Here is a 20,876-nt window from a genome sequence, read left to right on the forward strand (position 1 = left end):
GCTCCTCCAGTCTCACCGTTGCCGCTCCGGCCCGCACCGGATAGGGCCGTCACGCCGTTCGTGCAGGGCCGTTCGGCTCTAGGCACGGGGTGCGAGGGCGCAAGACTGGGACGGTAGGCAACCCGACGGATGCAGGAGGCCGCCGTGAACGAGCACGAGAACCTCTCCGTGGGGGCCGACGCCCGGCGGAACGTGCCCGCACGCCCCTGGAGCCCCGGTGAGACGACGCGGCAGGACACGCTGCTCCGCTACCTCGGTGCCGTGGCCACCGCCGCGGCCAAGCACGCGGGCCCGGAAGCGCAGGCCCCGTCCTCCCCCGTGAGCACCGCGGCCCTCCCTGCTCCGCCGCCCGCACCCCCGCCCGAACGCGCACTGCCCCTGGTGCGGGACGTGATGGACGTGCCGGCCGCGTCGGTGCGCGAGAGCCTGTCCTACCGTGACATCGCCCGCTTGCTGGCACGCGAGCACGCGGGGGCGCTCCCCGTCGTGGACGCGGAGGACCACGTGATCGGCGTCGTGTCGGAGTCCGACCTGCTGGCCAAGGTGGCCTTCGAGGCGTCCGGTCACCGGCCCGGGCCGATCGGCAGACTGCGCGAGCGCCGGATCCACGGCAAGGCCCGTGGGGACACGGCCGCCGACCTGATGACGAGTCCTGCGATCACGGTCCTGCCGGGCGCGACGGTGGCCGAGGCCGCCTGGCTCGCCGCGCTGTCCAGGCTGAAGCGGATGCCCGTCACCGACCACGGGGGCCGCCTGGTGGGCATGGTGGGCCGGGACGCGCTGCTGCAGGCGCTCATCAGGGACGACGACGGTATCCGCGCGGAGGTCGAGGCCATGATCCAGGCCTGCTGCCCACCGGCCGAGCGGGACACCGTCACCGCGGCCGTGCATGACGGCATCGTGGAGCTGACCGGGCGGATGCCCTCGGCGTCAGTGGCCCGGCTGGTGGCGGAGGTCGAGGCGATCGCCGACGTCGTCGAGGTGAAGAACCTGCTCACCGCCGCCTGACACCGCGTCGACTCACCGCCGCCTGACGCTGCGGCACAGCTTCTTGCCGCTCTCCCGGCTGGCCGGACCGCCCCGCGCAGCGTGAGGATGTCACGTTTCCGGGGCGGGAGGCCGACTGGCGGCGGCCGACTGGCGGCGGCCGACTGGCGGCGGGAGCCCGGCCGGTGGCGGGAGCCCGGCCGGCCCGGGTCCCTGGCTCGGCCCGTCCGGGTCCAGAGACGGTGGTCCAGAGACGGGGACGGTACTGACGGCCGGTCGGCGCGCCGGGACCGCACGAGTTCCCGGGGACCGCACGAGTTCGCCGGGACCGCATGAGTTCGTGGGGACCGCACGAGTTCGCCGGGACCGCAGGCGGCGCCAGGACCGCAGGCGACGGGTGATCTTCGCCGGACCGGGCGGTCTTTCGCCGGACCGGGTGGCCGGGCCGGGTGGCCGGCCCGGGTGGTCCTCGCCCGGGAAGCATCGACTTCCCCGCGGTCGCTCACCACCTGACGGAGCCGGCCGATCCCTGCCGGAGCCGGCTGGCCGGGGGCGGCCGGCTCCGGGTCCCCGCGGCTGCGGTCGCAGCTCCTCCGGTTACCGCGTCCCGTCCTCGTGAGCGAGGTCGAAATCCACGTCGACCACCCCTTCGACAGCCCTCACCAGCCGTGCGGCCACCGGGACGAGCGCGGTGTCGCGGATCCGCCCGACGAGCGTCACGACACCGTCGTGCACCTCCACCCGGACCACCGACGACGGCGGCGGGAAGAGGTAGGAGGCGATCTCGCGCCGGACCTCCTCGGCGATGTCCTCGTCGGCACGCAGGAAGACCTTGAGCAGGTCGGCCCGGCTGACGACGCCCGCCAGCAACCCGGCGTCGTCCACCACCGGCAGCCTCTTGATCCCCTCCCGCGCCATGACGCGCGCTGCCTCGGCGAGGGTGGCGCCGGCCCGGACCGTGACGGCGGGCCAGGACATCAGATCTCCGGCGGTGAGGGCACCGGCCTTCGCCGTGTCCACGGGCCGGCGCAGCCGGAGGCGGTCCGCGTCGGGGGCGTCCCGGAGTTCCTCCTTGGGCAGCAGGTCGGCCTCGGAGACCACACCGATCACCCGGCCCTCGCCCTCGATCACGGGGAGGGCACTGACCTGCCAGTCCTGCATCAGCCGCACGATCTCCTTGAAGGGGGCCCGCCGGCCGACGGCGGCGACCGTCTGGGTCATGACATCGCTGACGATGTGGGGGGTGCCGTGCATGGTGACTCCCTGAAGCTTGCGCCGGGGTGTACGGCTCCTTCCAGGGTGAGTCGCGGGCCGGTGGCGTGCCAGGGCCGCCCGGCCCCGGATCGGGCCGTGTGGCCCCTGATGCCACCGGCACCGCGCCGACACGCTGGTACCAGGCACATCGCAACGGGACACATCGCAACGGGAGGCGGAGAGCATGAACCGAAGCGTGACCGTGGGCCTGGACGACTCACCCGAGAGCCGGGCCGCAGCCGAGTGGGCGGCGCGCGAAGCGCTGCTGCGCGGCCTGCCCCTGAAGATCGTGCACGTGCAGGAGCCGACACCCCGCTACGTGGCCCGGACCCCCTTGCTCGACCTCGACGGCTACCGGCGGTGGGCCGAGCGGTTGGCACACGAGTCCGCGGACGGCATCCGGCTCCGCCACCCCGGCATCGAGGTGACCACCGAGCAGCTCACGGGGACCGCGGCCGACGTCCTGTGCGAGGCGGCAGGCTTCGCCGAGCTGCTGGTGCTGGGCTCAAGGGGCCTCGGCCGGGTCGGCGGGTTCATGGTCGGTTCGGTGAGCCTGGGCGTCGTGGCCCGCGCGGAGCGCCCGGTGGTGCTGGTGCGGGCGGGCGAGCAGGCCGCCGACGAGCACGGGATGGATCCGGCAGGGGTGCCCTCCGCTGCGGCGCCCTTCCGGCCGGTCGTGCTCGGCCTGGACATCGCTGAGCCGGACGACACGCTTCTGGGGTTCGCCTTCGACGCGGCCGCTCGCCGGAAAGCCGCCCTGCGGGCCGTCCACGCCTGGCCGGAGCCGCCGACCTCCCTCCACGGATTCGCCACGGACGCCGAATTCCACGACTCACTCGCACGCGGACAGGCCTCGCTCCTCGGCAAGGTGCTGGGTCCCTGGCGGGAGAAGTTCCCGGACGTCGAGGTGATCGAGGCGAGCCGGTGCGGCAGCGCCGCGCAGGTCCTTGTCAGCGATTCCCGGGACGCCTCGCTCGTGGTCGTCGGCCGGCGCATCCGCACCGGCTCGTTCGGCACGCACATCGGCCACGTCACCCAGTCCGCCCTTCACCACATCGCCGCCCCCGTCGCGGTCGTCGCACACAGCTGAGCCGCCGTCCCCGAGGAGACAACCGAGGAGACAACCGAGGAGACAACCGAGGAGACAAGCCATGAAGGCATCAGCCGCACCGGCCTCCGGAGAACTCGTGGACCTTCCGGTCGTCGTCGGTGTCGACGGCTCGGAGCCCAGCCTGCGAGCCGCGGAGTGGGCTGCCGACGAGGCGGCCCTTCGCGGGGCGTCGCTCCGACTGGTGTACGCCTCGCTCTGGGAGCGTTACGAAGGCGCAGCCCTGGCCGATGACCTCGGCAGGCCCTCGGAGGAGGTGATGGCCGAGGACGTCGTCGAGACTGCCGAGCGGCGCGCCCGTCGCCGGCAGCCGGGCTTGAAGGTCACCACCGACATCCTGCCCGAGGAAGCCGAGTGCAGCTTGATCCGCGAAAGCCACAGCGCCCTCTCCTTGGTCCTCGGCTGCCGCGGCCGCAGCGGTGTGACGGAGGCACTTCTCGGCTCCGTGAGCCTCGCGGTGGCCGGGCACGCGCACTGCCCTGTGATCGTGCTGCGCGGAAGCCACGACACGCGGATCCGCTCGGGCGCCGACGGCCGGGTCGTCCTGGGTGTGGGTGAGGATCCGGCGGGCTCGGCCGCCCTGCGGTTCGCGGCCGAGGAGGCCCTGCTGCGCGGAAGCACACTGGAGGCCGTACGTGCCTGGCGACGGCCATTGCACGAGCCCCGCGCACATCCGCTGATCGTCGGAGATCCTGCCCACCTCCACGAGGCGCAGGCGGCGGAACGGGTGGAGGAGGCGCTGGGGGCCGTACCGGCCGGGCTGCACGTGCAGCGCCGTACGATCGAGGGCTTCGCCCGTGACGCCCTGCTGGCCGTCTCCCGCGGGGCGGACCTGCTCGTCGTCGGCGCCCGGCGCCGGCAGGGCCGCTGCGGGCTCCAGCTCGGCCGCGTCGCCCATGGGGTGCTTCACCACGCGGCCTGCCCGGTGGCCGTCGTACCGGAACCCCTCTGAGCCGAACGGGCCTCGGCGCGACCCCGGCGGCGCCGGCCCGGGCTTGCGGTTGTGCGGTCGATGCCGTTCGGCTCCGCATGCGTCCTTGGGGATCGGCCGCACGCCCCTCCTTCCCCCGGGATCGGGCTCACGCGTCCTTCGGGAAGCGCGGGCCGGCGCCGCGCGGTGCCGCGGGGGCCGTCGGCCATGTCAGGGCGCGGGTGATGTCGGCGAGGGTCAGGATGCCTACCAGGTGTTCGGCGTCGAGCACCACCGCGCGGCGGACGGGGCCGGCCTGCAGGCGGGGCAGCAGGTCGAGCACCGGTTCGTCGGGTGCGGCCGTGACGATGTCGCCGAGAGGGAGCATCACGTCGCGGACCTTCGTGCTCGCCCGGGCCTGCGCCGGTGTCGCCTCGACCCGCCGCACGGTGAGCAGACCGGCCACCGAGCCGTCGGCCGTCAGCACCGGAAAGGCCGAGTGCCGGTAGGAACCGAAGGGCCCCTCGGCCAGGAAGTCGGCGAGGGTCGCCGTGTCCGGAACCGTGACCGGGTCCGGGGTCATGACACGGCTGACCGGGACACCGCCCAGCACGCCCCGCATCTCGGCCTGGCGGACCTCCGCGGTCGCGGCGCTGATCAGGAACCAGCCGATCAGAGCGGGCCACAGCCCCGACAGGTGGTGCCCGAAGAGTACGGCCGCGAAGCCGGTCACCACCATGAACCAGCCCAGCGCCCGGCCCGCCGCGGACGCGCCCCGGGTGGCCCGCAACCGGTCACCGGTGCGGTGCCACAGGTACGCCCGCAGCAGCCGTCCCCCGTCCAGCGGGGCGGCGGGCAGCGCGTTGAAGACGGCCAGGAGGATGTTGATCGCGGACAGCCAGGCGACCGCCTCGACCACCAGCCCCGACGTGTGCAGCGCGTCCAGTCCCGCGGCGACACCGGCGAGCACACCACCGGCCAGGAGACTGGTGAGCGGCCCCACGGCGGCGATGCGTAGTTCCGCGGCCGGGGTCGCGGCCTCGCTGTGCAGCCGTGCGGCGCCGCCCAGCATCCACAGGGTGATGCCGTCCACCTGGACGCCGTTGCGGCGGGCCACCACGGCGTGGGCCAACTCGTGTGCCAGCAGCGAGGCGAGGAAGACGATCGCGGTCAGCACGGCCAGAGACCAGTACTGCCCGGCGGAGTGGCCCGGATGAGCGGTGGGGAATTCACCACGCGCGAGAGTGACCGTCACCAGCACGAGGATGACCAGGACGCTCCAGTGCAGGCCGACCCGGACGCCGGCGATCCGCCCGAGAGACAGCGACTCGTTCATGAACCTCGCCTCGTCCTCCAGCTTGCGTGCGGAGGGCCGCCGTGCCGCTCGACGGTGCGAGGGGCCCGGCCCTCGGCCGGTACGGTTCACCCCGCCCTCGGACCCCACCGGGGTCCGACGAGGTTCCACTCCTGGTCCCAGCGAGCCATGCGGCGCCGGTCGAGCCGTGCTCGTGCGACGGCGCCCGCCGCGAACACCGGAGCCGCCAGGGCCAGGGCGGCCGCGGCGCCGAAGAGAGCCGCCTCGACGTGTCCCTGGGACCCGCCCGTCGGCTGCGCGAGCAGGAGACGGCCCCGGTCGTCCTGCCAGGCCGTCACCCGGGCTCCTGCCTTCAGGCCTCCGTCGACCATCGTGTGCCCGGTGCGCGAGGTGCCGTCCGGAGCCGTCCAGCGCACTGCCCCCCGGACCCGGCCGTCCGTCGACCAGTCCGCCGCGAAGCCGTGCGGCGCGTCGGACACGAGGACCGCTCGAACGGCGTGTCTGTGAGCGCGTTGCTCCGCGTACGCGTGGTCGGCGGCCTGGGCCGTCACCAGTGCGGCGAGGGCACCACCGACCACGGCGACCACCCAGACCACCAGGACGATCCAGGCCTCGACGATGTCCTCGTGCCGCCGCAGCGGATTGCTCCGCCACCGCCACAGCCACTGTGTGGTGCTCATCGCGGAACACCTCCTCGTCCTGGTGACTACTTAAGAACGGTGGCTCGGGCCGGCCGGCGCCCACAGGGGCCGACGGGCCCCTCCGACGGGCCGCTCGGGGTCCGCTTTCAGGGCCGCGGGAGGCCATAGGTCCCCAGGAACCGCTGAGGGTCCGCCCCGCGCCTCCCTGCCGTGACGAGAGCCGGGACGCCGCGTCAGGATGTGAGGCTGCCGCCCCGCCACGGCTGCTCCGACCGCACGTCGCGTGTCACCCGGTCGCCTTCGCCGCGCCGCCCGTCCGCGTGAGGAGGACACCGGTGACCAGCTCGGGATGGATGCGCACCGCCTGCCTCCTGCCCTCCGTCGGCACCCCGGGCGGCAGAAGACCGCGGATGCGCACCAGTTCCGCCGGGTCGCTCACCAGGTGGGCGTATCCCGTGACGACGACGCTCCAGCCGAGGTGGGTGTCCGGGTCGATGACATCGGCCTCGTACGCCACGACGACGCCCGTGCCACCGGACTGCTGGGCGTACGAGGTGAGAGCGGCACCCTCGGGGGCGACGATGACTATGTCCCCGTCGTCCAGGATGTGGTTGACCGGGCGGACGGCGGGCAGGGCCTGCCGGGTGAAGACGATCCTTCCCAGGGACACACTGCCCAGCAACCGCAGTGCCTCGGCTTGGTCGAGGTCGACGCGCCGGTGCGCCGGCTCGTGGTCGTGGGTCATGGCTGCACTTCTTCTCAGGGTACGGATCCTGTTCTCACCGGCTGCGACCGATCCCTCCGGAGACGTTGCGCGCCGCCGCCCGGTACGGCTGCGGCTCCTGTCCTCACCGTCCTGCACGGGATGCGTGTCCGCTACTGCCCTTCGGCCCCGGGGGAGGGGCCGGACGTCCCTCTCACCTGCTGTCACCGCGGTCCGTGCCGGCCAGCGCCGCCCGGCCCGCCTCCAGACGTGCCACCGGAACCCGGAACGGCGAGCAGGAGACGTAGTCCAGGCCGATGTCGTGGAAGAAGTGGACCGACTCCGGATCGCCCCCGTGCTCTCCGCACACGCCGGTCTCCAGATCCGGGCGGGCGGCACGGCCCTCGTCCACGGCGATCCGGACCAGCCTGCCCACCCCCTCACGGTCCAGCGTCTCGAACGGTGAGGCGGCGAAGACGCCCTTCTCCAGATAGGCCGAGAAGAACGCGGCCTCGACGTCGTCGCGGGAGAACCCCCAGGTGGTCTGGGTGAGGTCATTGGTGCCGAAGGAGAAGAACTCCGCCTCCTCGGCGATCCGTCCCGCCGTGAGCGCGGCCCGGGGCAACTCGATCATCGTACCGACGGGGCAGGCGACGGGCAGGCCGGTGTCCTCGCCGACCTCGGCCAGGACACGCGTCACCTCCTCGCGGGCGAGCCGCAGTTCCTCGACGGCGCCGACGAGCGGCACCATGATCTCCGCCCGCGGAGAACCACCCGCCCGGGTGCGTTCGACGACCGCCTCGGCGATCGCCCGGACCTGCATCGCGACCAGGCCCGGAACCACCAGGCCGAGCCGCACGCCGCGGAGCCCGAGCATCGGGTTCTCCTCGTGCATCCTGTTCACCGCGTCGAGCAACTCCCTGTCGTGCGCGTCCGGCCGCCCGCCCGCGGCCTCGGCGGCGGCGACGCGGACGGCCAGGTCGGTGCGGTCGGGCAGGAACTCGTGCAGCGGCGGATCGAGCAGCCGGATCGTGACCGGGAAGCCGTCCATCGCCTCCAGGATGCCGGTGAAGTCCTTTCGCTGGAGCGGCAGCAGGGCCGCCAGCGCCCGATGGCGCTCGTCATCCGTCCGCGCCAGGACCATCTCCTCGACCAGCTTGCGCCGTTCACCGAGGAACATGTGCTCGGTGCGGCACAGCCCGATGCCCCGGGCTCCGAATCTCCGGGCCCGTGCCGCGTCCTTCGGGGTGTCCGCGTTGGCGCGGACCTCCAGCCGCCGGACGGAGTCGGCGTGCTCCAGAGCACGGGCCACCGCGCGGACCACGCTGTCGGGCTGCTCACCGCTCTCCAGATAGCGCATGGTCGCCGACGACACCAACGGGATCGCCCCGGGATACACCGCACCGGTCGAGCCGTCCACGGAGATGACGGTGCCCTCCTCGACGACACCGCCCTCCCGGACGGTGAAGCGACGCGCCTCCGCGTCGACGGCGATGTCCTGCGCCCCGCACACACAGACCTTTCCCATGCCACGGGCGACGACGGCGGCGTGGCTGGTCTTGCCGCCGCGGCCGGTCAGCACCGCCTGCGCGGCCACCATCCCCGGAAGGTCGTCGGGCGTCGTCTCCTCGCGGACGAGCACCACCTTCTCGCCGTCCGCGGCACGCCGCACCGCCTCCGCCGAGTCGAACACCGCCGCGCCCACCGCGGCACCCGGCGAGGCCGGCACACCGTGGGCGAGCGCCTCACCGGTGGCGGAGGCGTCGAAGCGGGGGAACATCAGCCGGGCCAGCTCGTCACCGCTGACCCGCGCCAGGCCCTCGTCGGAACCGATGAGACCCTCCTGCTCCAGCTCGGCGGCGATGGCGAACGCGGCTTCCGCGGTGCGCTTGCCCACCCGGGTCTGCAGCATCCACAGCGTGCCGCGTTCGATGGTGAACTCGATGTCGCACAGGTCGCGGTAATGCCGCTCCAGCGTCCGGGCGTGATCGCGCAGCTGCCGGTACGAGCGCGGGTCCAGCCGCTCCAGCTCGGCCAGCGGCACGGCGTCCCGTACGCCCGACACCACGTCCTCGCCCTGGGCGTTCGGCAGGTAGTCGCCGTACAGGCCGGGCCGCCCGGTGGCCGGGTCACGGGTGAAGGCGACACCGCTGCCCGAGTCCGGACCGAGGTTGCCGAACACCATGCGCTGGACGGTGACGGCGGTGCCCAGACCGTCCGGGATGTGTTCACGCCGCCGGTACAGACGAGCGCGCTCGACGTTCCACGACCGGAAGACGGCGAAGATGGCCTCCCGCAACTGCAGGGCGGGGGACTGGGGGAAGTCACGGCCGGTCTCGTCGCGGATCAGCCGCTGGTACGTTCCCACCAGCCAGGCCAGGTCGGAGGCGTCCAGGTGCAGGTCGTCGCGCGCACCGCGGGCCTCTTTCAACCGGGTCATGGCCTCGTCGAAGAGGGCCTGGTCGACGCCCATCACCGTGGTGCCGTACATCTGCACGAGCCGCCGGTACGAGTCCCAGGCGAAGCGCTCGTTGCCGGACTGCTTGGCGAGGCCGCGTACGGATGCGTCGTTCAGGCCGATGTCCAGGACGGTCTCCATCATGCCGGGCATCGAGAACCGGGCCCCGGAGCGGACGGAGACCAGCAGCGGGTCGTCCGCCTGGCCGAGCAGCCGCCCGGTGGCCGTCTCCAGCTCCGACAGGTGCCCGGAAACCTCCGGGGAGAGGCCCTCCGGCTCCTCACCCGTGGCCAGGAAGGCACGGCACGCCTCGGTGGTGACGACGAATCCCGGTGGTACCGGCAGCCCCAGCCGGGTCATCTCGGCCAGGTTGGCGCCCTTGCCGCCGAGCAGGCCGGCCAGGTCACGGCCGCCGTCGTGGAAGTCGTACACAAGGCTGACCATGACGCCACTCCTCGGCTGTGCGGTCTCCGTACCCCCAGCGTGGGGACGGGGCCGGACACCGGGGCAGGTGCACTCGGCCCTCACGGGTGGGCCGACCGGCCCTGTGCGTGCCCCGGGGCACGCACAGGGCCGGTCGCCGAAGGGGGCCACCGGCACGAGGGCGGTCATGCTGCCGTTTCCGCCCGGTCATGGTTACGGTGGGCAATGACCGCGACCGTCCGGACTCGCGTACGAGGGGACATGGAGGAGCGTCGTGGCGCACTCGGAAAAGCCCGGTGTACGACTGCCGGAGCTGAAGCTCGACGAGCTGCTGGAGGAGCTGCAGGCCCGGATAGACGCGGCCCGCGGCACCCGGGACCGGGTGCACAGCCTCCTGGAGGCGGTGCTCTCCGTCGGCCGGGAACTGGAACTCGAACAGGCGCTGCACGCCATCGTGGAGACCGCCGCCGCCCTGGTCGACGCCGAATACGCCGCCCTGGGGGTCATCGGTCCCGGCGGCAGAACCCTGTCGGCCTTCCACACCGTAGGAGTCACCGCGGAGCAGATCGCGGAGATCGGGTCCTTCCCGCAGGGGCACGGCATCCTCGGTGAGGTGATCCGGCACCCGGAGCCGCTCCGGCTGGAGAAGATCTCCCAGCACCCGGCCTCGTACGGTTTCCCGGCCCACCACCCTCCCATGAACACCTTCCTCGGCGTTCCCATCCGGGTGCGCGACCAGGTCTTCGGCAACCTGTACCTGACCGAGAAGCGCGGCGGGGCGCAGTTCGACGAGGAGGACGAGGCGGTGCTGTCCACGCTGGCCGTGGCGGCCGGTGTGGCCATCGACAACGCCCGCCTCTACGAGGAGTCCCGGCTGCGGGAGCGGTGGCTGCGGGCGAACGCCGAGATCACGCACCGCCTGATGTCCGGCAGCGAACGCGCCGAGGCCCTGGGTCTGATCGCGGAACGGGCCCGCGAGATCATGGGGTCCGCCCTGGCGGCGGTGGCGCTGCCCGTGCGGGACACGAAGTCCCTCACGGTGGAGATCGCCGTGGGCGTGGACGCGCAGCTGCACCAGGGACTGGTGCTGCCCCTGTCGGGGACGCTGATGGGCTTGTCCTTCTCCACGGCCGCCCCGGTCGCCAGTGACGATGTGCACCAGGACGAGCGGATCTCTCCCGATCCTCCGCGCTTCCACGGGCTCGGACCCGCCGTGGCCGTCCCCATCGGCACCCGGGAAGACGGCGTTCGAGGCGTGGTGCTGGTGGCCCGCGAAGCCGTCCGGCCGGTGTTCTCCGCGCAGGAGACGGAGATGCTGCGGGGCTTCGCCGCGCAGGCCGCGATCGCGATGGAACTGGCCGAGCGCCGCACGGACGCCGAACAGATCGCGGTGCTCCAGGACCGCGACCGGATCGCCCGGGACCTGCACGACCTGGCCATCCAGCGGCTCTTCGCCACCGGCATGACCCTGCAGAGCGCCGGCCGCTTCATCGACCATCCCGAGGCTTCCGAGCGCGTGCTGCGCGCCGTGGACGAACTGGACGAGACCATCCGCATCATCCGCTCCGCCATCTTCGGTCTGCGAGCGCGTGCGGGCACCGCCGACAGCGGTCTGCGAGCCCGCGTCGTGCGCATGGTCGACACGGAGACCCCGGTGCTGGGATTCCCGCCCAGCGTGCGTATGGAAGGCCTCGTCGACACCGATGTTCCGCACGACATCGCGGAGCAGGTCGTGGCCGTCCTCTCCGAGGCCCTCGCCAACATCGCCCGGCACGCCCACGCCGACCGGGCACAGGTCGTCCTGACGACCGACGGCCGCGAGGTCGCTTTGACGGTGTCGGACAACGGTGTGGGCATCCCGCCCGGGGGCCGGCGCAGCGGTCTGCACAACATGGCCGAGCGGGCGAAGCAGCTGGGAGGGCACCTCGACGTGTCCAGCCCTGTGGAGGGCGGTGCCCTGGTGCGCTGGAGGGTTCCCCTGCCCCGTGAGTGATCGCTCCGGCGACCGCTCCGCACGCCGCTGCTCCAACCAGGGGAAACCCCCGTCGGGTCGAGTGCGCTCCTGCGCCGAGGGCTGCGTCGAGGGTGTCACCCCGCTGCGGAGCCGGCGGCGGTGAGCCGGCAGTCCACGCCCACGATCCCTTCGACACCCCGGACCAGGCGCGCGGCCAGCGGAATGCGTGCGGCGTCCTCGACGCGACCCGTCAGGGTCGCGACCCCGTTGCTGACGACGATGTGCACGGGCTCCACCGGGACCGGGAAGAGAACGTCGACGATGTCGCGCCGGATCTCGTCCGCCAGATCGTTGTCGGGACGCAGGAACACCTTCAGCAGGTCCCCGCGGCTGACCACGCCTTCGAGGACGCCCTCGGCATTGATCACGGGCAGCCGTTTGACCCGCCGCGAGGCCATGATCCGTGCCGCCTCGGCGAGCGTGGCGTCCCCGTGGACGGTGACGGCCGGGGTGCTCATCACCTCCTCGGCGGACACCGCCCCGGCCTTGGCCAGGTCGGGCAGCCGACGCAGCTGGGTGGCCCGGTCCGGGTCGCTGTCCCGGAACTCCTCCTTGGGCAGCAGATCGGCCTCGGACACCACCCCGACCACCCGCCCGTCGCCCTCCAGCACGGGAAGAGCACTGACTCTCCACTGCTCCATGCGTTGCACGATGTCCTTGAACAGGGTCTGGCGGCCCACCGCGACGACGGCTCGCGTCATCACGTCACTCACCCGGTGCGGGCTGCTGCTGCCCATGCTGTCCTCCCGAGACCGTTCGACGGGACGGAGCGGGCGCGCGGTCACACCAGGTCACCGCTGCCGTAGGGGGCGTACAGGTCGAGCAGCCGGACCCGGGTGGCGTGCAGCCGCTGGGCGGCCACGCGCCCCACCCACACCGCCACGGCCCGCCCGAACACGGGGTCCGCATCGCACATCGCGCGCACCGCCTCCGCGTCGAACTCCCAGGCCCGCACCGGCGTCACGGCCTCGGCGCCCAGGTGCCACAGGTACGGCGGGAAGTGCCAGGACCAGCCGACGAGTTCGCCGTGCCCGAGTGACTCGACCACGGCCGGGCGACGGCCGGGCACGTGCAGATCGAGGCTCACGGTTCCGGTGCGTACGATCCAGAAGCGGTCGGCGTGCCGGCCTTCCTCGAACAGGCGGGTCCCGGCCTCGAAGGACACCTCGCGGGCGAGGCCCATCAGCCGTTCGCGGTGCACGGGCTCGAGCGCCGTGCTCATGGTGGGTGCGGAGGCCATCGGACCGGCTCCCTTCGTGGGCTGTCGATCCCAGGGTGCGCGCCCCGGGGAGCCGGCGCCACGGGCCGCCCGGACCCCGGCCGTGGGTCCTTCGGCTCATCCCGCGCGGCGTGCCGCCGGGCCCCACAGTCCTTCGGCCCCGCAGTCAGTCCTTCGGCCGCACAGTCTTCGGCCCCACCGCCCTCCGGACCTGCGGCCCGCCCGGAGTCCCGTACGCATCACCGAGGCCGAACACCACGAGCGGCCCCACACGCCGCCCGGACCGAGCGGGACGGCGACGCGGGGCTGCTCCGCCACCTCCAGGGACCACTGGCCCTATGCCGCGGGCCGGCGCAGGCACACGCTCGAAGGCAAGGGGGCACGCTGTCCGCGACCAGACGACCTCCGTGGCGGTGAGTTCCATGGCCCTGCTGGACGAGAACAGACCGGCTGCGACCGCACCGCATGCCGATCCCCGGGGCGAGCCGTTCCTGCGGACGCGGTTCGCCGTACCCGCCCGCCCTCCGGTGTTCCTGCGGCGCGACCGACTGGTCACACACCTCGACGAGGCGCTGCTGACCCCGTTGACCTTGGTCGACGGAGCCGCGGGAGCGGGCAAGACGACGCTGGTGGCCGACTGGGCCGAGGCGCTGGACGGACACGTGGCCTGGCTGACCGCGCGAGTGGCCGACAAGGGCTGCGGCACCTTCTGGGCCTACGTGCTGCAGGCCCTGCGCCTGGCAGGCGTGTCACCGTCCCCTGAGACCGGCGTCCCCACCGAGGCCGACCGCGTGGACGAGGCGCTGCTCACAAGGCTCGGTGCCGGGCTGAGCGCTCGGGACACGCCCGTGCTCATGGTGATCGACGAGTACGACCGGGTGACCGACCCGGAGATCGCGGACCAGCTGGAGTACGTCCTCCAGACCGCCGGCCGCGGAATGCGTCTGGTGCTCGTGACGCGCACCGAGCCGCTGCTGCCGCTGCACCGTTACCGGGCGGCCGGCGCCATCACGGAGATCAGGAACGCGGAGCTGGCCTTCACCCCGGAGGAGGCGGCCGAACTGCTGACGCTGCACGGCCTGCACCTCACGGCCGACGCCGTCGGCGCGCTGGTGGTCCGCACCCGGGGCTGGGCCGCCGGCCTGCGCCTGAGCGCCCTGGCCGCGCAGGGAGAGGCGGATCCGCGCAGGTATCTGGAGGACTTCGAGGCCAACCGCACCACGATCGCCGAATTCCTGCTGGCCGAGGTGCTCAAGAGGCAGACGGCCGAGACGCAGGACCTCCTGCTGCGGATGAGCATCCTCGAACGCTTCTGTCCGGACCTGGCCAACGCCCTGATCGGGCGCTCCGACGCCGAACGCATCCTGACCGGTCTGCACCGCGACAACGCGTTCGTGGACTACCTCGGGCACGGGTGGTTCCGCCTGCATCCGCTGTTCGGCGAGATCCTCCGCGCCCACCTGCGCGTGCGCCTTCCCGGACTGGAGCCACGGCTCCACCGGCGTGCGGCGCACTGGCTGCGACGCCACGGGTGTCTGGAGGAGACCCTCCGCCACGCGGCCGCGGCGGACGACTGGGAGTGCGCCGCCGGCGCCCTGGTCGATGATCTCGCCATCGGTGAAATGTTCACGGGCCTGCGCTCGGAGGACCTGTCCGAGCTGTTCTCAGGGATGGGGCCCGAGCCGAAGAACCCCGCGACCGACCTGGTCCGTGCGGCCTGTGAACTGTCCCGGTGCGACGTCGAACGCGGCCTGTCCCGACTGGAACGCGCCGCACAGGCCCTGGCCGGACGGGAGGGGTCGAGCGAGGACGATTCCCCCGGCCTGGCCGCCGCCCGGCTGACCTGCTCCCTGCTGGAAGCCCTGGCCGCCCGGCTGACCGGCTCGCCCGACCGGGCGGAGACGGCCGTCGAGGCCGCCGAGAAACCCCGGCTGCAGGTGCCGGAGCGGCTGCTGGAAGAGCACCCCGAGCTGACCGCCCTCCTGCTCACCCACCTCGGCTCGACGCGGTTGTGGGCGGGCCGGTTCGGCGACGCACGAGAGGTTCTGACCACGGTGGTCGACTCCGGCCGGGCCGCGTCGACGGCACGGACACGGGAGGAGTGCCTGGGGCAGCTGGCTCTGATCGACTACCTGAAGGGCTGGCCGGGCAGGGCCGAGCGCAAGGCCCGGGCCGCCGTCGGCACCGGGAACCGCCGCGGTCTTCCCTGGGAGGCCGGGGCAGGGCTGGGATCGCTGGTCCTGGCAGCGGTGGCTGTGGACCGAGACGAGCTGGACCGTGCCCAAGCGCTGCTCGATGCCGCGGTGGACGCACCACCCGCGCCGCGGGACCCCGTGGTGCAAGCGGCACAGGCCGTCGTGACCGGACGTCTCCTGCTGGCCCGCGGGGAGAACCGGGCCGCACTGGAAACGGCGGGTCGGCCCGTTGTCGCCGCGATGCCGTCTCCTTGGGCCGAGGCGCACACCGCGTCGGTGGCCGCCGCCGCCCACCTCGCCGAGGGCCGGCCCGAGACGGCCGTCAAGCTGCTGGAGGAGGGATCCTGCCACGAGCCGGTCTGTCTGGTGGGAGCGGCCCAGGCGGAGCTGGCCACGGGCGGCACCGGCGCCGCGGTCGAACTGCTCGACCGAATGGGTTCACACGGCGACGTCGGGCCCGCGATCACCGTACGGGCCGCACTGGTCCGGGCGCGGGCGGCAGGGGCGTCCGGGGACTTCAGCACGCAGAGCAGGCTCGTCGCCCAGGCGCTCCGGGACGCCCGGCGCGAGGCGCTGCGGCGCCCCTTCAGGGAAGCCGGACCCTGGCTGTGGCCGCTGCTCCGCACAGGCCCGCTCCGCGCTCTGGCCGCCGGCTGGCTGACACCCGGGCGGTCCGCGACCGGCGCTCCGGCGCGGCCCGAGGAGCACCCGCCGCCGGTGCTGGAAGAACTGAGCGGACGCGAACGTGACGTCCTGCGAGGGCTGGCCCAGATGATGTCGACGGAGGAAATCGCCGCCGATCTCTATGTCTCGGTCAACACGGTCAAGACCCACCTCAAGAACGCCTACCGCAAACTCGCTGTGAACCGACGTCATGACGCGGTGCACCGGGCGCGTGAGCTGGGTCTGCTGTGACCGCCGCGCGGGACGGGATGCGCGGTGTCACCTCGCGCGGTGTCACCTTCCACGGGTGAGGCCGGACGAGGACAGGCGGGGGAGGATCGCAGGGGCAGGACAGGGACAGGGGCTGGCACTGCCTTCCAGGAGAGCGGGGAGAGCAGCCGATGCGCTACGAGATTCGCGTCGACGGGGAAATGACGGAGACGCTGGCCAAGGCGTTCTCCGAGCTGGACCACGCCGTCTTGTCCGGTCAGACCATCCTGTACGGCCCGGTCGCCGACGAGGCACACCTGTACGGACTGCTTGCGCGTTGTCAGTCGTTGGGCCTGCGCGTACTGGAGATGCGCCAGATACCGGAGTGATGCGCCAGGAGCCCTCCGGCTGCCGCGGTGAGGCTCCCGCAGACCCCCGTCGGCCGTCCGTGCCGCGGGCCCCTGATCCCCGTGAGGAGGAGCCATGGCTTCCGACCACTCCCCGGGACCGTCCGGCTCCGACGGGCCCGCGGAGACCACCGAGGCCCTGTCCGCCGAGGAACGCGCCGAATACGACAGGCTCCGCCGGGCAGCGCAGGTACGTCACAGACGCCTCCGTGGGGCGGCAGCCTCGGTGCTCCTGGTGCTGACACTCGTCCTCGCGCCCCTGGCCGTCGTCGCCGTCTGGGTCCACGGCACGGTCGCCGACACCGACCGCTACGTGCAGACCGTGGCACCGCTCGCCTCCGAACCGGCCGTGCAGAACGCCGTCGCGAACCGGTTGACCGACCGCGTGGTGGCCCGGGTGGACGTGCAGGCGGTGACCGACTCCCTGACGAAGCTGCTCTCGGACAACGGGGCGCCACCCCGCGTGATCGACACGTCGAAGGAACTCACCGGCCCCCTGCGCTCGGCCGTGCAGACGGTCGTGCACCGCGTCATCAACCGGGTGGTGACCAGCGACGTCTTCAAGGAGGCGTGGGTGGACGGCAACCGGCGGGCGCAGTCGGCGGTGGTGGGCATGCTCACCGGCGAAGGGCAGAAAGCGCTCAAGGCCCATGGCGACACCGTTCAGCTGGACCTCGGAGTGGTCGTCGACCAGGTGAAGAAGCGCCTCGCCGACGCCGGATTCAAGAAGGCGTCCGCCATCCCGGAGGTCGACCGCTCGGTCACCCTGTTCCGCACCGACAAGCTCGGCAAGGCCCAGAACGCGATGCGGCTGCTCGACATCGTCGGCACCTGGCTGCCCGTACTGGCCCTCGCCACGGCGGCTGCGGCCGTGTGGGCCGCTCCCGGGCACCGGCTGATGCTGATGGCCGTCGCCATCGGCACCGGTGTCATGATGATCGTGCTGCTCGTCGGCCTGGCCGTCCTGCGGAGTGTCTACCTCGACTCGGTACCCCCGGCCACGCTGCCCGGTGACGCCGCCGCCGTGATCTACGACACCGTCGTCCGCTTCCTGCGGGACAGCGTCCGTACCCTGCTCGTGGTCTCCGTGATCACGGCGGTGGCCGCCTACCTGTACGGACCGGGCACAGCGGCCCGCGCCGTGCGGTCCGCGGCGCAGCGGGGCGCCACGGCGGCGGGGCACGGACTGAGCCGCGTCGGCGTGCGCACCGGTCACGCCGGACAATGGCTGGCCCGGCACCGGTCCTGGACCAGCGGCGTCACCATCGCCGCCGGCGCCCTGACGCTCGTGCTGTGGAACCACCCCACGGTCGGCGGGGTGGTACTCGTCCTCGTTCTGGTCGTGGCCGTGCTGGCCGTCACGGCGGTGCTGGCCGCGGCCTCGGGACGGGCCGCCGACGTGCCGCCCCCGCCGGTTCACTGACCCTCGTTCACCCGCCGCGGGTGAGGCCGCCCCGTGCCGCCCCGCGCACGCTGAGAGCAGTGCAGAAGGACCACCGGGCGCGAGCCGGGACGGAGGAGGCGAGACGCGCGAGCAGACCCACCGACACCCTGGGCGGGGTGGCTGGACCTCTCGTCCACCTGAGCGCCCGTGGCGTCCCGAGCACACCGCTCACCACAGAAACGAGGCAGCACGATGACCGCCACACACGCCGCACGTACGCCTACCGCCAAGGAACAATGGGCGACCGGCCTGACCGCCTTCGGCGCCGTCATGTTGATGCTCGCCGGGCTGCTGGACATATTCCGCGGCATCATGGCGATCGCCCACGACAATGTGTTCGTCGTGACCCGCTCCTACGTGTTCCGGTTCGACCTCACGGGCTGGGGCTGGATCCACGTGATCCTCGGCGCCGTCGCCGTCGCCGTCAGCGTCGGCCTCCTCAAGGTCGCCCCGTGGGCGCGCGTCGCCGGAGTGGTCGTCGCCGCGCTCATCATCATCGCCAACTTCCTGTCCCTGCCGTACTCCCCGGTGTGGTCGATCGTCGTGATCGCCTTCTCCGCGTTCATCATCTGGGCACTGTGCGTGGTGCGAGAGCCCGACTCCTCCGGTGCGCCCCGCTGAAGCCGCACCGACGTGGTCGTTCGAGGCAGTGAAAAGGACGGAACGTACGGCGGCGGCCATGGCAGCCATGGAGGTCACGGAGGCTGTGGAGGTCACTGACCCGAACCAGTGAAAGTGTGGTGTGCGCCCCCGTCATCGGGGACGCACACTCTATGTCTGAGGAAGCATCCCGCGCGCCGGACTCCGGGCGGCGACGACGGCAGCGTCAGATCGACCCCACCCTGCGGGGCATGGCGACCGCGTCGGCCGGAGGAACGCTCGTCATCTGGTGGCCCGCCTTCACCGTGGGCGCGTACGACGCCGTCTTCTTCGACGACATGCTGGCGCTGTGGGCGGTGGCAACCGCGGTACTGCTCTCGGGCGCGGTGCTGTGGCGGCGGGGTGTGCTCCCCTGGGCTGGCGCACTCGCGCTGTTCCTCCCCTCGGTCTGGATCGTCCTGGACATGGTCGCGCCGAGGAGTCAGGGATTCCCCTACCTCCACTACTTCGAAGTGGTCCTCACCATGGTCGGCGCGCCGATGCTGACATGGCTGCTCTCGAGGATCCTCCTCCCCGACTACGCGGCTCTCCCCGCGCTGCAGCGTCTGGGCGCCGTTGCCGTCACGGTCGTCGTCGGACTCCTGGCCTTCCTCCTCGGCCAGTTCAACTACCTGTTCCTCACCTGCGCCGACTTCGACGTGAGCGGCAACAACGTCCCTCCGCACTGCGCCCAGGGGCCGCCTTTCCACGTGTCCGGGCAGAACACCGGCCGAGGAAGCCGGTGAGACCGTGCGAGCCGTCGTCCTCGGCAGGCGTGTGGCCGGACCGCGACGGTTCAGGAGCCGCCCTCCGACCCCTTCGCCGTCTTCGAGTAGGCGTCGTGCCAGGCGGCCTTCGCACCGGAGTCGCCGATCCGGTAGACGTCCACCACCGCCCCCGCCGCAACGGCCAACGAGAGCACGCCCACGACGATCCGTACGGGCAACGCGTTCCAGCGCGCGCCACCGCCCTGCCCCGGCTCCGCCGGTGCACGCCGCCCCGCCCACCACACGACCGCTGCCAGCACGAACAGGCCCAGGGCCCACGGCAGCAGGCCGTCGCCCAGCTCGGTGTGCCGGCGCACCAGGGCGTCGTCGTCCACGTGCCGTTCCAGCCACTCGCCGGCGTGCGTGGTCAGCGGCACGCTGACCAGGGCGACCAGGGCCAGCAGCGGCAGCAGAGGGCCCAGCCGCCGCGCGGCGCGCGGCCACAGCGCGGCCGCGACCAGGGCCAGAGCGGTCAGTGGTATCAGCACGACAACCACATGGACCAGCAGGACATGGCTCGGCAGACCGTTGATCAGATTCATACAGGCGCTCCTGAGGGAGTAGGGGCGCGCCAGCCTGGCACAGCAGACTCTCAGTTTCCTCTGAGCAGCAGCGGCCGGCGGGCCCCGGGGTTCCGGCCGGACGCGGTCCTCTTCCTCCACAGGCGAGGCGGGACCGTACGGGTGACGATTGACGTGACCGGATCTGTCCGTATCACGGCATGAAGGGAGGAGGCCGACATGACCTTGCCCTCGGAATCCCCCGGTACGAGCCCCCCACCCGCGGGCCGGCCCCGGGACACTACGCCGGGGAGCGAAGCCCTGAGCGGCTTCGTGAATCTCGGCTGGCAGGCCCTGTTCACCATCGGCCTGGCATCGATAGGGCTGGGTGTGGTCATCCTGGCGTGGCCGGGTGAGACACTGCGGGTCGTAGGCGTACTGTTCGGTGTCTTTCTGCTGGTCAGCGGCGTCTTCGAGCTGGCTGCGGCCTTCGGCACGCACGTACCCGGGCATCTGCGCGTGCTGCACTTCATCACGGGTGCGCTCTGCGTGCTGCTCGGGCTCGTCTGTTTCCGCAGCACTCTGCAGTCGATCCTGCTGCTCGCCCTCTGGATCGGTTTCGGCTGGCTGCTGCGCGGCATCGTGATGACGGCTGCCGCAGGATCGTCCCGGGACATGCCGGCGCGTGGCTGGCAGCTGTTCCGGGGCATCATCACCGCACTGGCAGGCATCGTCCTGATCGTCTCGCCGTTCGGCTCGATCGCCACGCTCACCCTCGTCGCGGCCATCATGGCGATCGTCCTGGGCGTGGTCGAGGTGTTCCACGCCATCCAGTTGCGCGTCGACGTGGGCCGTCTGACCAAGGGCATCGCCCCCAAGGAGCGGCGCTCCCTGTTCCACGCGCATCCCCACCCGCAGCACTGACGGGGAGTCGTGTCCGCGCCCTCCGAGGCTGGGCCGCCCTCCTGACGAGGGCACCCAGCCCGCCGAGGGCGCTGCCGCTGGAGTTCTCGTGCCGC

Annotated in this window: 18 protein-coding genes; 10 read left to right on the forward strand and 8 right to left on the reverse strand. The window is 72.5% G+C overall.

Annotation, left to right across the window (positions count from 1 at the left end; genetic code table 11):
• Window positions 1–144 precede the first annotated feature (144 nt).
• On the forward strand, window positions 145–1,008 hold the full coding sequence (locus IEZ20_RS08355) for a CBS domain-containing protein (protein WP_189295939.1): 864 nt from the start codon (window positions 145–147) through the stop codon (window positions 1,006–1,008).
• Window positions 1,009–1,584: 576 nt separating this feature from the next.
• Here the strand turns inward: IEZ20_RS08355 and IEZ20_RS08360 are convergent.
• Window positions 1,585–2,241, reverse strand: a complete 657-nt coding sequence (locus IEZ20_RS08360) for a CBS domain-containing protein (RefSeq protein WP_189295941.1) — start codon at window positions 2,239–2,241, stop codon at window positions 1,585–1,587.
• A 184-nt stretch (window positions 2,242–2,425) separates the two neighbouring features.
• Here IEZ20_RS08360 and IEZ20_RS08365 point away from each other — a divergent pair, with 184 nt between their 5' ends.
• Together IEZ20_RS08365 and IEZ20_RS08370 are read left to right on the forward strand one after the other, a co-directional pair.
• On the forward strand, window positions 2,426–3,331 hold the full coding sequence (locus IEZ20_RS08365; RefSeq protein ID WP_189295943.1) for a universal stress protein: 906 nt from the start codon (window positions 2,426–2,428) through the stop codon (window positions 3,329–3,331).
• Window positions 3,332–3,392: 61 nt separating this feature from the next.
• On the forward strand, window positions 3,393–4,301 hold the full coding sequence (locus IEZ20_RS08370) for a universal stress protein (RefSeq protein WP_189295945.1): 909 nt from the start codon (window positions 3,393–3,395) through the stop codon (window positions 4,299–4,301).
• Window positions 4,302–4,428: 127 nt separating this feature from the next.
• Here the strand turns inward: IEZ20_RS08370 and IEZ20_RS08375 are convergent, their stop codons facing one another.
• The 4 genes from IEZ20_RS08375 to ppdK form a co-directional block, all read right to left on the reverse strand.
• A complete protein-coding gene (locus IEZ20_RS08375) occupies window positions 4,429–5,595 on the reverse strand; it encodes a site-2 protease family protein (protein WP_189295946.1) in 1,167 nt (388 codons plus the stop codon).
• Window positions 5,596–5,681: 86 nt separating this feature from the next.
• A complete protein-coding gene (locus IEZ20_RS08380; RefSeq protein ID WP_189295948.1) occupies window positions 5,682–6,254 on the reverse strand; it encodes an Rv1733c family protein in 573 nt (190 codons plus the stop codon).
• A 247-nt stretch (window positions 6,255–6,501) separates the two neighbouring features.
• On the reverse strand, window positions 6,502–6,960 hold the full coding sequence (locus IEZ20_RS08385) for a pyridoxamine 5'-phosphate oxidase family protein (protein ID WP_189295950.1): 459 nt from the start codon (window positions 6,958–6,960) through the stop codon (window positions 6,502–6,504).
• Window positions 6,961–7,132: 172 nt separating this feature from the next.
• Complete coding sequence (ppdK, locus tag IEZ20_RS08390; RefSeq protein WP_189295952.1) at window positions 7,133–9,820, reverse strand: pyruvate, phosphate dikinase; 2,688 nt, start codon at window positions 9,818–9,820, stop codon at window positions 7,133–7,135.
• A 253-nt stretch (window positions 9,821–10,073) separates the two neighbouring features.
• Here ppdK and IEZ20_RS08395 point away from each other — a divergent pair, with 253 nt between their 5' ends.
• Window positions 10,074–11,792 (forward strand): GAF domain-containing sensor histidine kinase, encoded by a 1,719-nt coding sequence (locus IEZ20_RS08395; protein ID WP_189295954.1) that lies wholly within the window; start codon window positions 10,074–10,076, stop codon window positions 11,790–11,792.
• Window positions 11,793–11,887: 95 nt separating this feature from the next.
• Here IEZ20_RS08395 and IEZ20_RS08400 read toward each other — a convergent pair whose 3' ends face one another.
• Both IEZ20_RS08400 and IEZ20_RS08405 read right to left on the reverse strand, forming a co-directional pair.
• Window positions 11,888–12,550: a CBS domain-containing protein gene (locus IEZ20_RS08400; RefSeq protein WP_189295956.1), complete on the reverse strand. Its 663-nt coding sequence runs from the start codon at window positions 12,548–12,550 to the stop codon at window positions 11,888–11,890.
• Between the two features lie 44 nt (window positions 12,551–12,594).
• Window positions 12,595–13,053: a Crp/Fnr family transcriptional regulator gene (locus IEZ20_RS08405; protein ID WP_189295958.1), complete on the reverse strand. Its 459-nt coding sequence runs from the start codon at window positions 13,051–13,053 to the stop codon at window positions 12,595–12,597.
• A 401-nt stretch (window positions 13,054–13,454) separates the two neighbouring features.
• Here IEZ20_RS08405 and IEZ20_RS08410 point away from each other — a divergent pair, with 401 nt between their 5' ends.
• From IEZ20_RS08410 to IEZ20_RS08430, 5 genes are all read left to right on the forward strand, one after another.
• A complete protein-coding gene (locus tag IEZ20_RS08410; protein WP_189296258.1) occupies window positions 13,455–16,142 on the forward strand; it encodes a helix-turn-helix transcriptional regulator in 2,688 nt (895 codons plus the stop codon).
• A gap of 149 nt (window positions 16,143–16,291) precedes the next feature.
• Window positions 16,292–16,489: a DUF8691 family protein gene (locus IEZ20_RS08415; protein ID WP_189295960.1), complete on the forward strand. Its 198-nt coding sequence runs from the start codon at window positions 16,292–16,294 to the stop codon at window positions 16,487–16,489.
• 94 nt (window positions 16,490–16,583) lie between these two features.
• Window positions 16,584–17,930 carry a hypothetical protein gene (locus IEZ20_RS08420; RefSeq protein WP_189295962.1) on the forward strand — a complete coding sequence of 449 codons (1,347 nt, stop codon included), beginning with the start codon at window positions 16,584–16,586 and terminating at the stop codon, window positions 17,928–17,930.
• A gap of 213 nt (window positions 17,931–18,143) precedes the next feature.
• Complete coding sequence (locus IEZ20_RS08425; protein ID WP_189295964.1) at window positions 18,144–18,572, forward strand: DUF7144 family membrane protein; 429 nt, start codon at window positions 18,144–18,146, stop codon at window positions 18,570–18,572.
• 152 nt (window positions 18,573–18,724) lie between these two features.
• A complete protein-coding gene (locus tag IEZ20_RS08430) occupies window positions 18,725–19,336 on the forward strand; it encodes a hypothetical protein (protein ID WP_189295966.1) in 612 nt (203 codons plus the stop codon).
• A 50-nt stretch (window positions 19,337–19,386) separates the two neighbouring features.
• Here IEZ20_RS08430 and IEZ20_RS08435 read toward each other — a convergent pair whose 3' ends face one another.
• A complete protein-coding gene (locus IEZ20_RS08435; protein WP_189295968.1) occupies window positions 19,387–19,899 on the reverse strand; it encodes a DUF2231 domain-containing protein in 513 nt (170 codons plus the stop codon).
• A 198-nt stretch (window positions 19,900–20,097) separates the two neighbouring features.
• Here IEZ20_RS08435 and IEZ20_RS08440 point away from each other — a divergent pair, with 198 nt between their 5' ends.
• Entirely contained in the window at window positions 20,098–20,781 is a 684-nt protein-coding gene (locus IEZ20_RS08440; protein ID WP_189295970.1) for an HdeD family acid-resistance protein, read from the forward strand.
• The last annotated feature ends 95 nt before the right edge of the window (window positions 20,782–20,876 follow it).

Source organism: Streptomyces cinerochromogenes (assembly GCF_014648635.1).
Classification (GTDB): domain Bacteria; phylum Actinomycetota; class Actinomycetes; order Streptomycetales; family Streptomycetaceae; genus Streptomyces; species Streptomyces cinerochromogenes.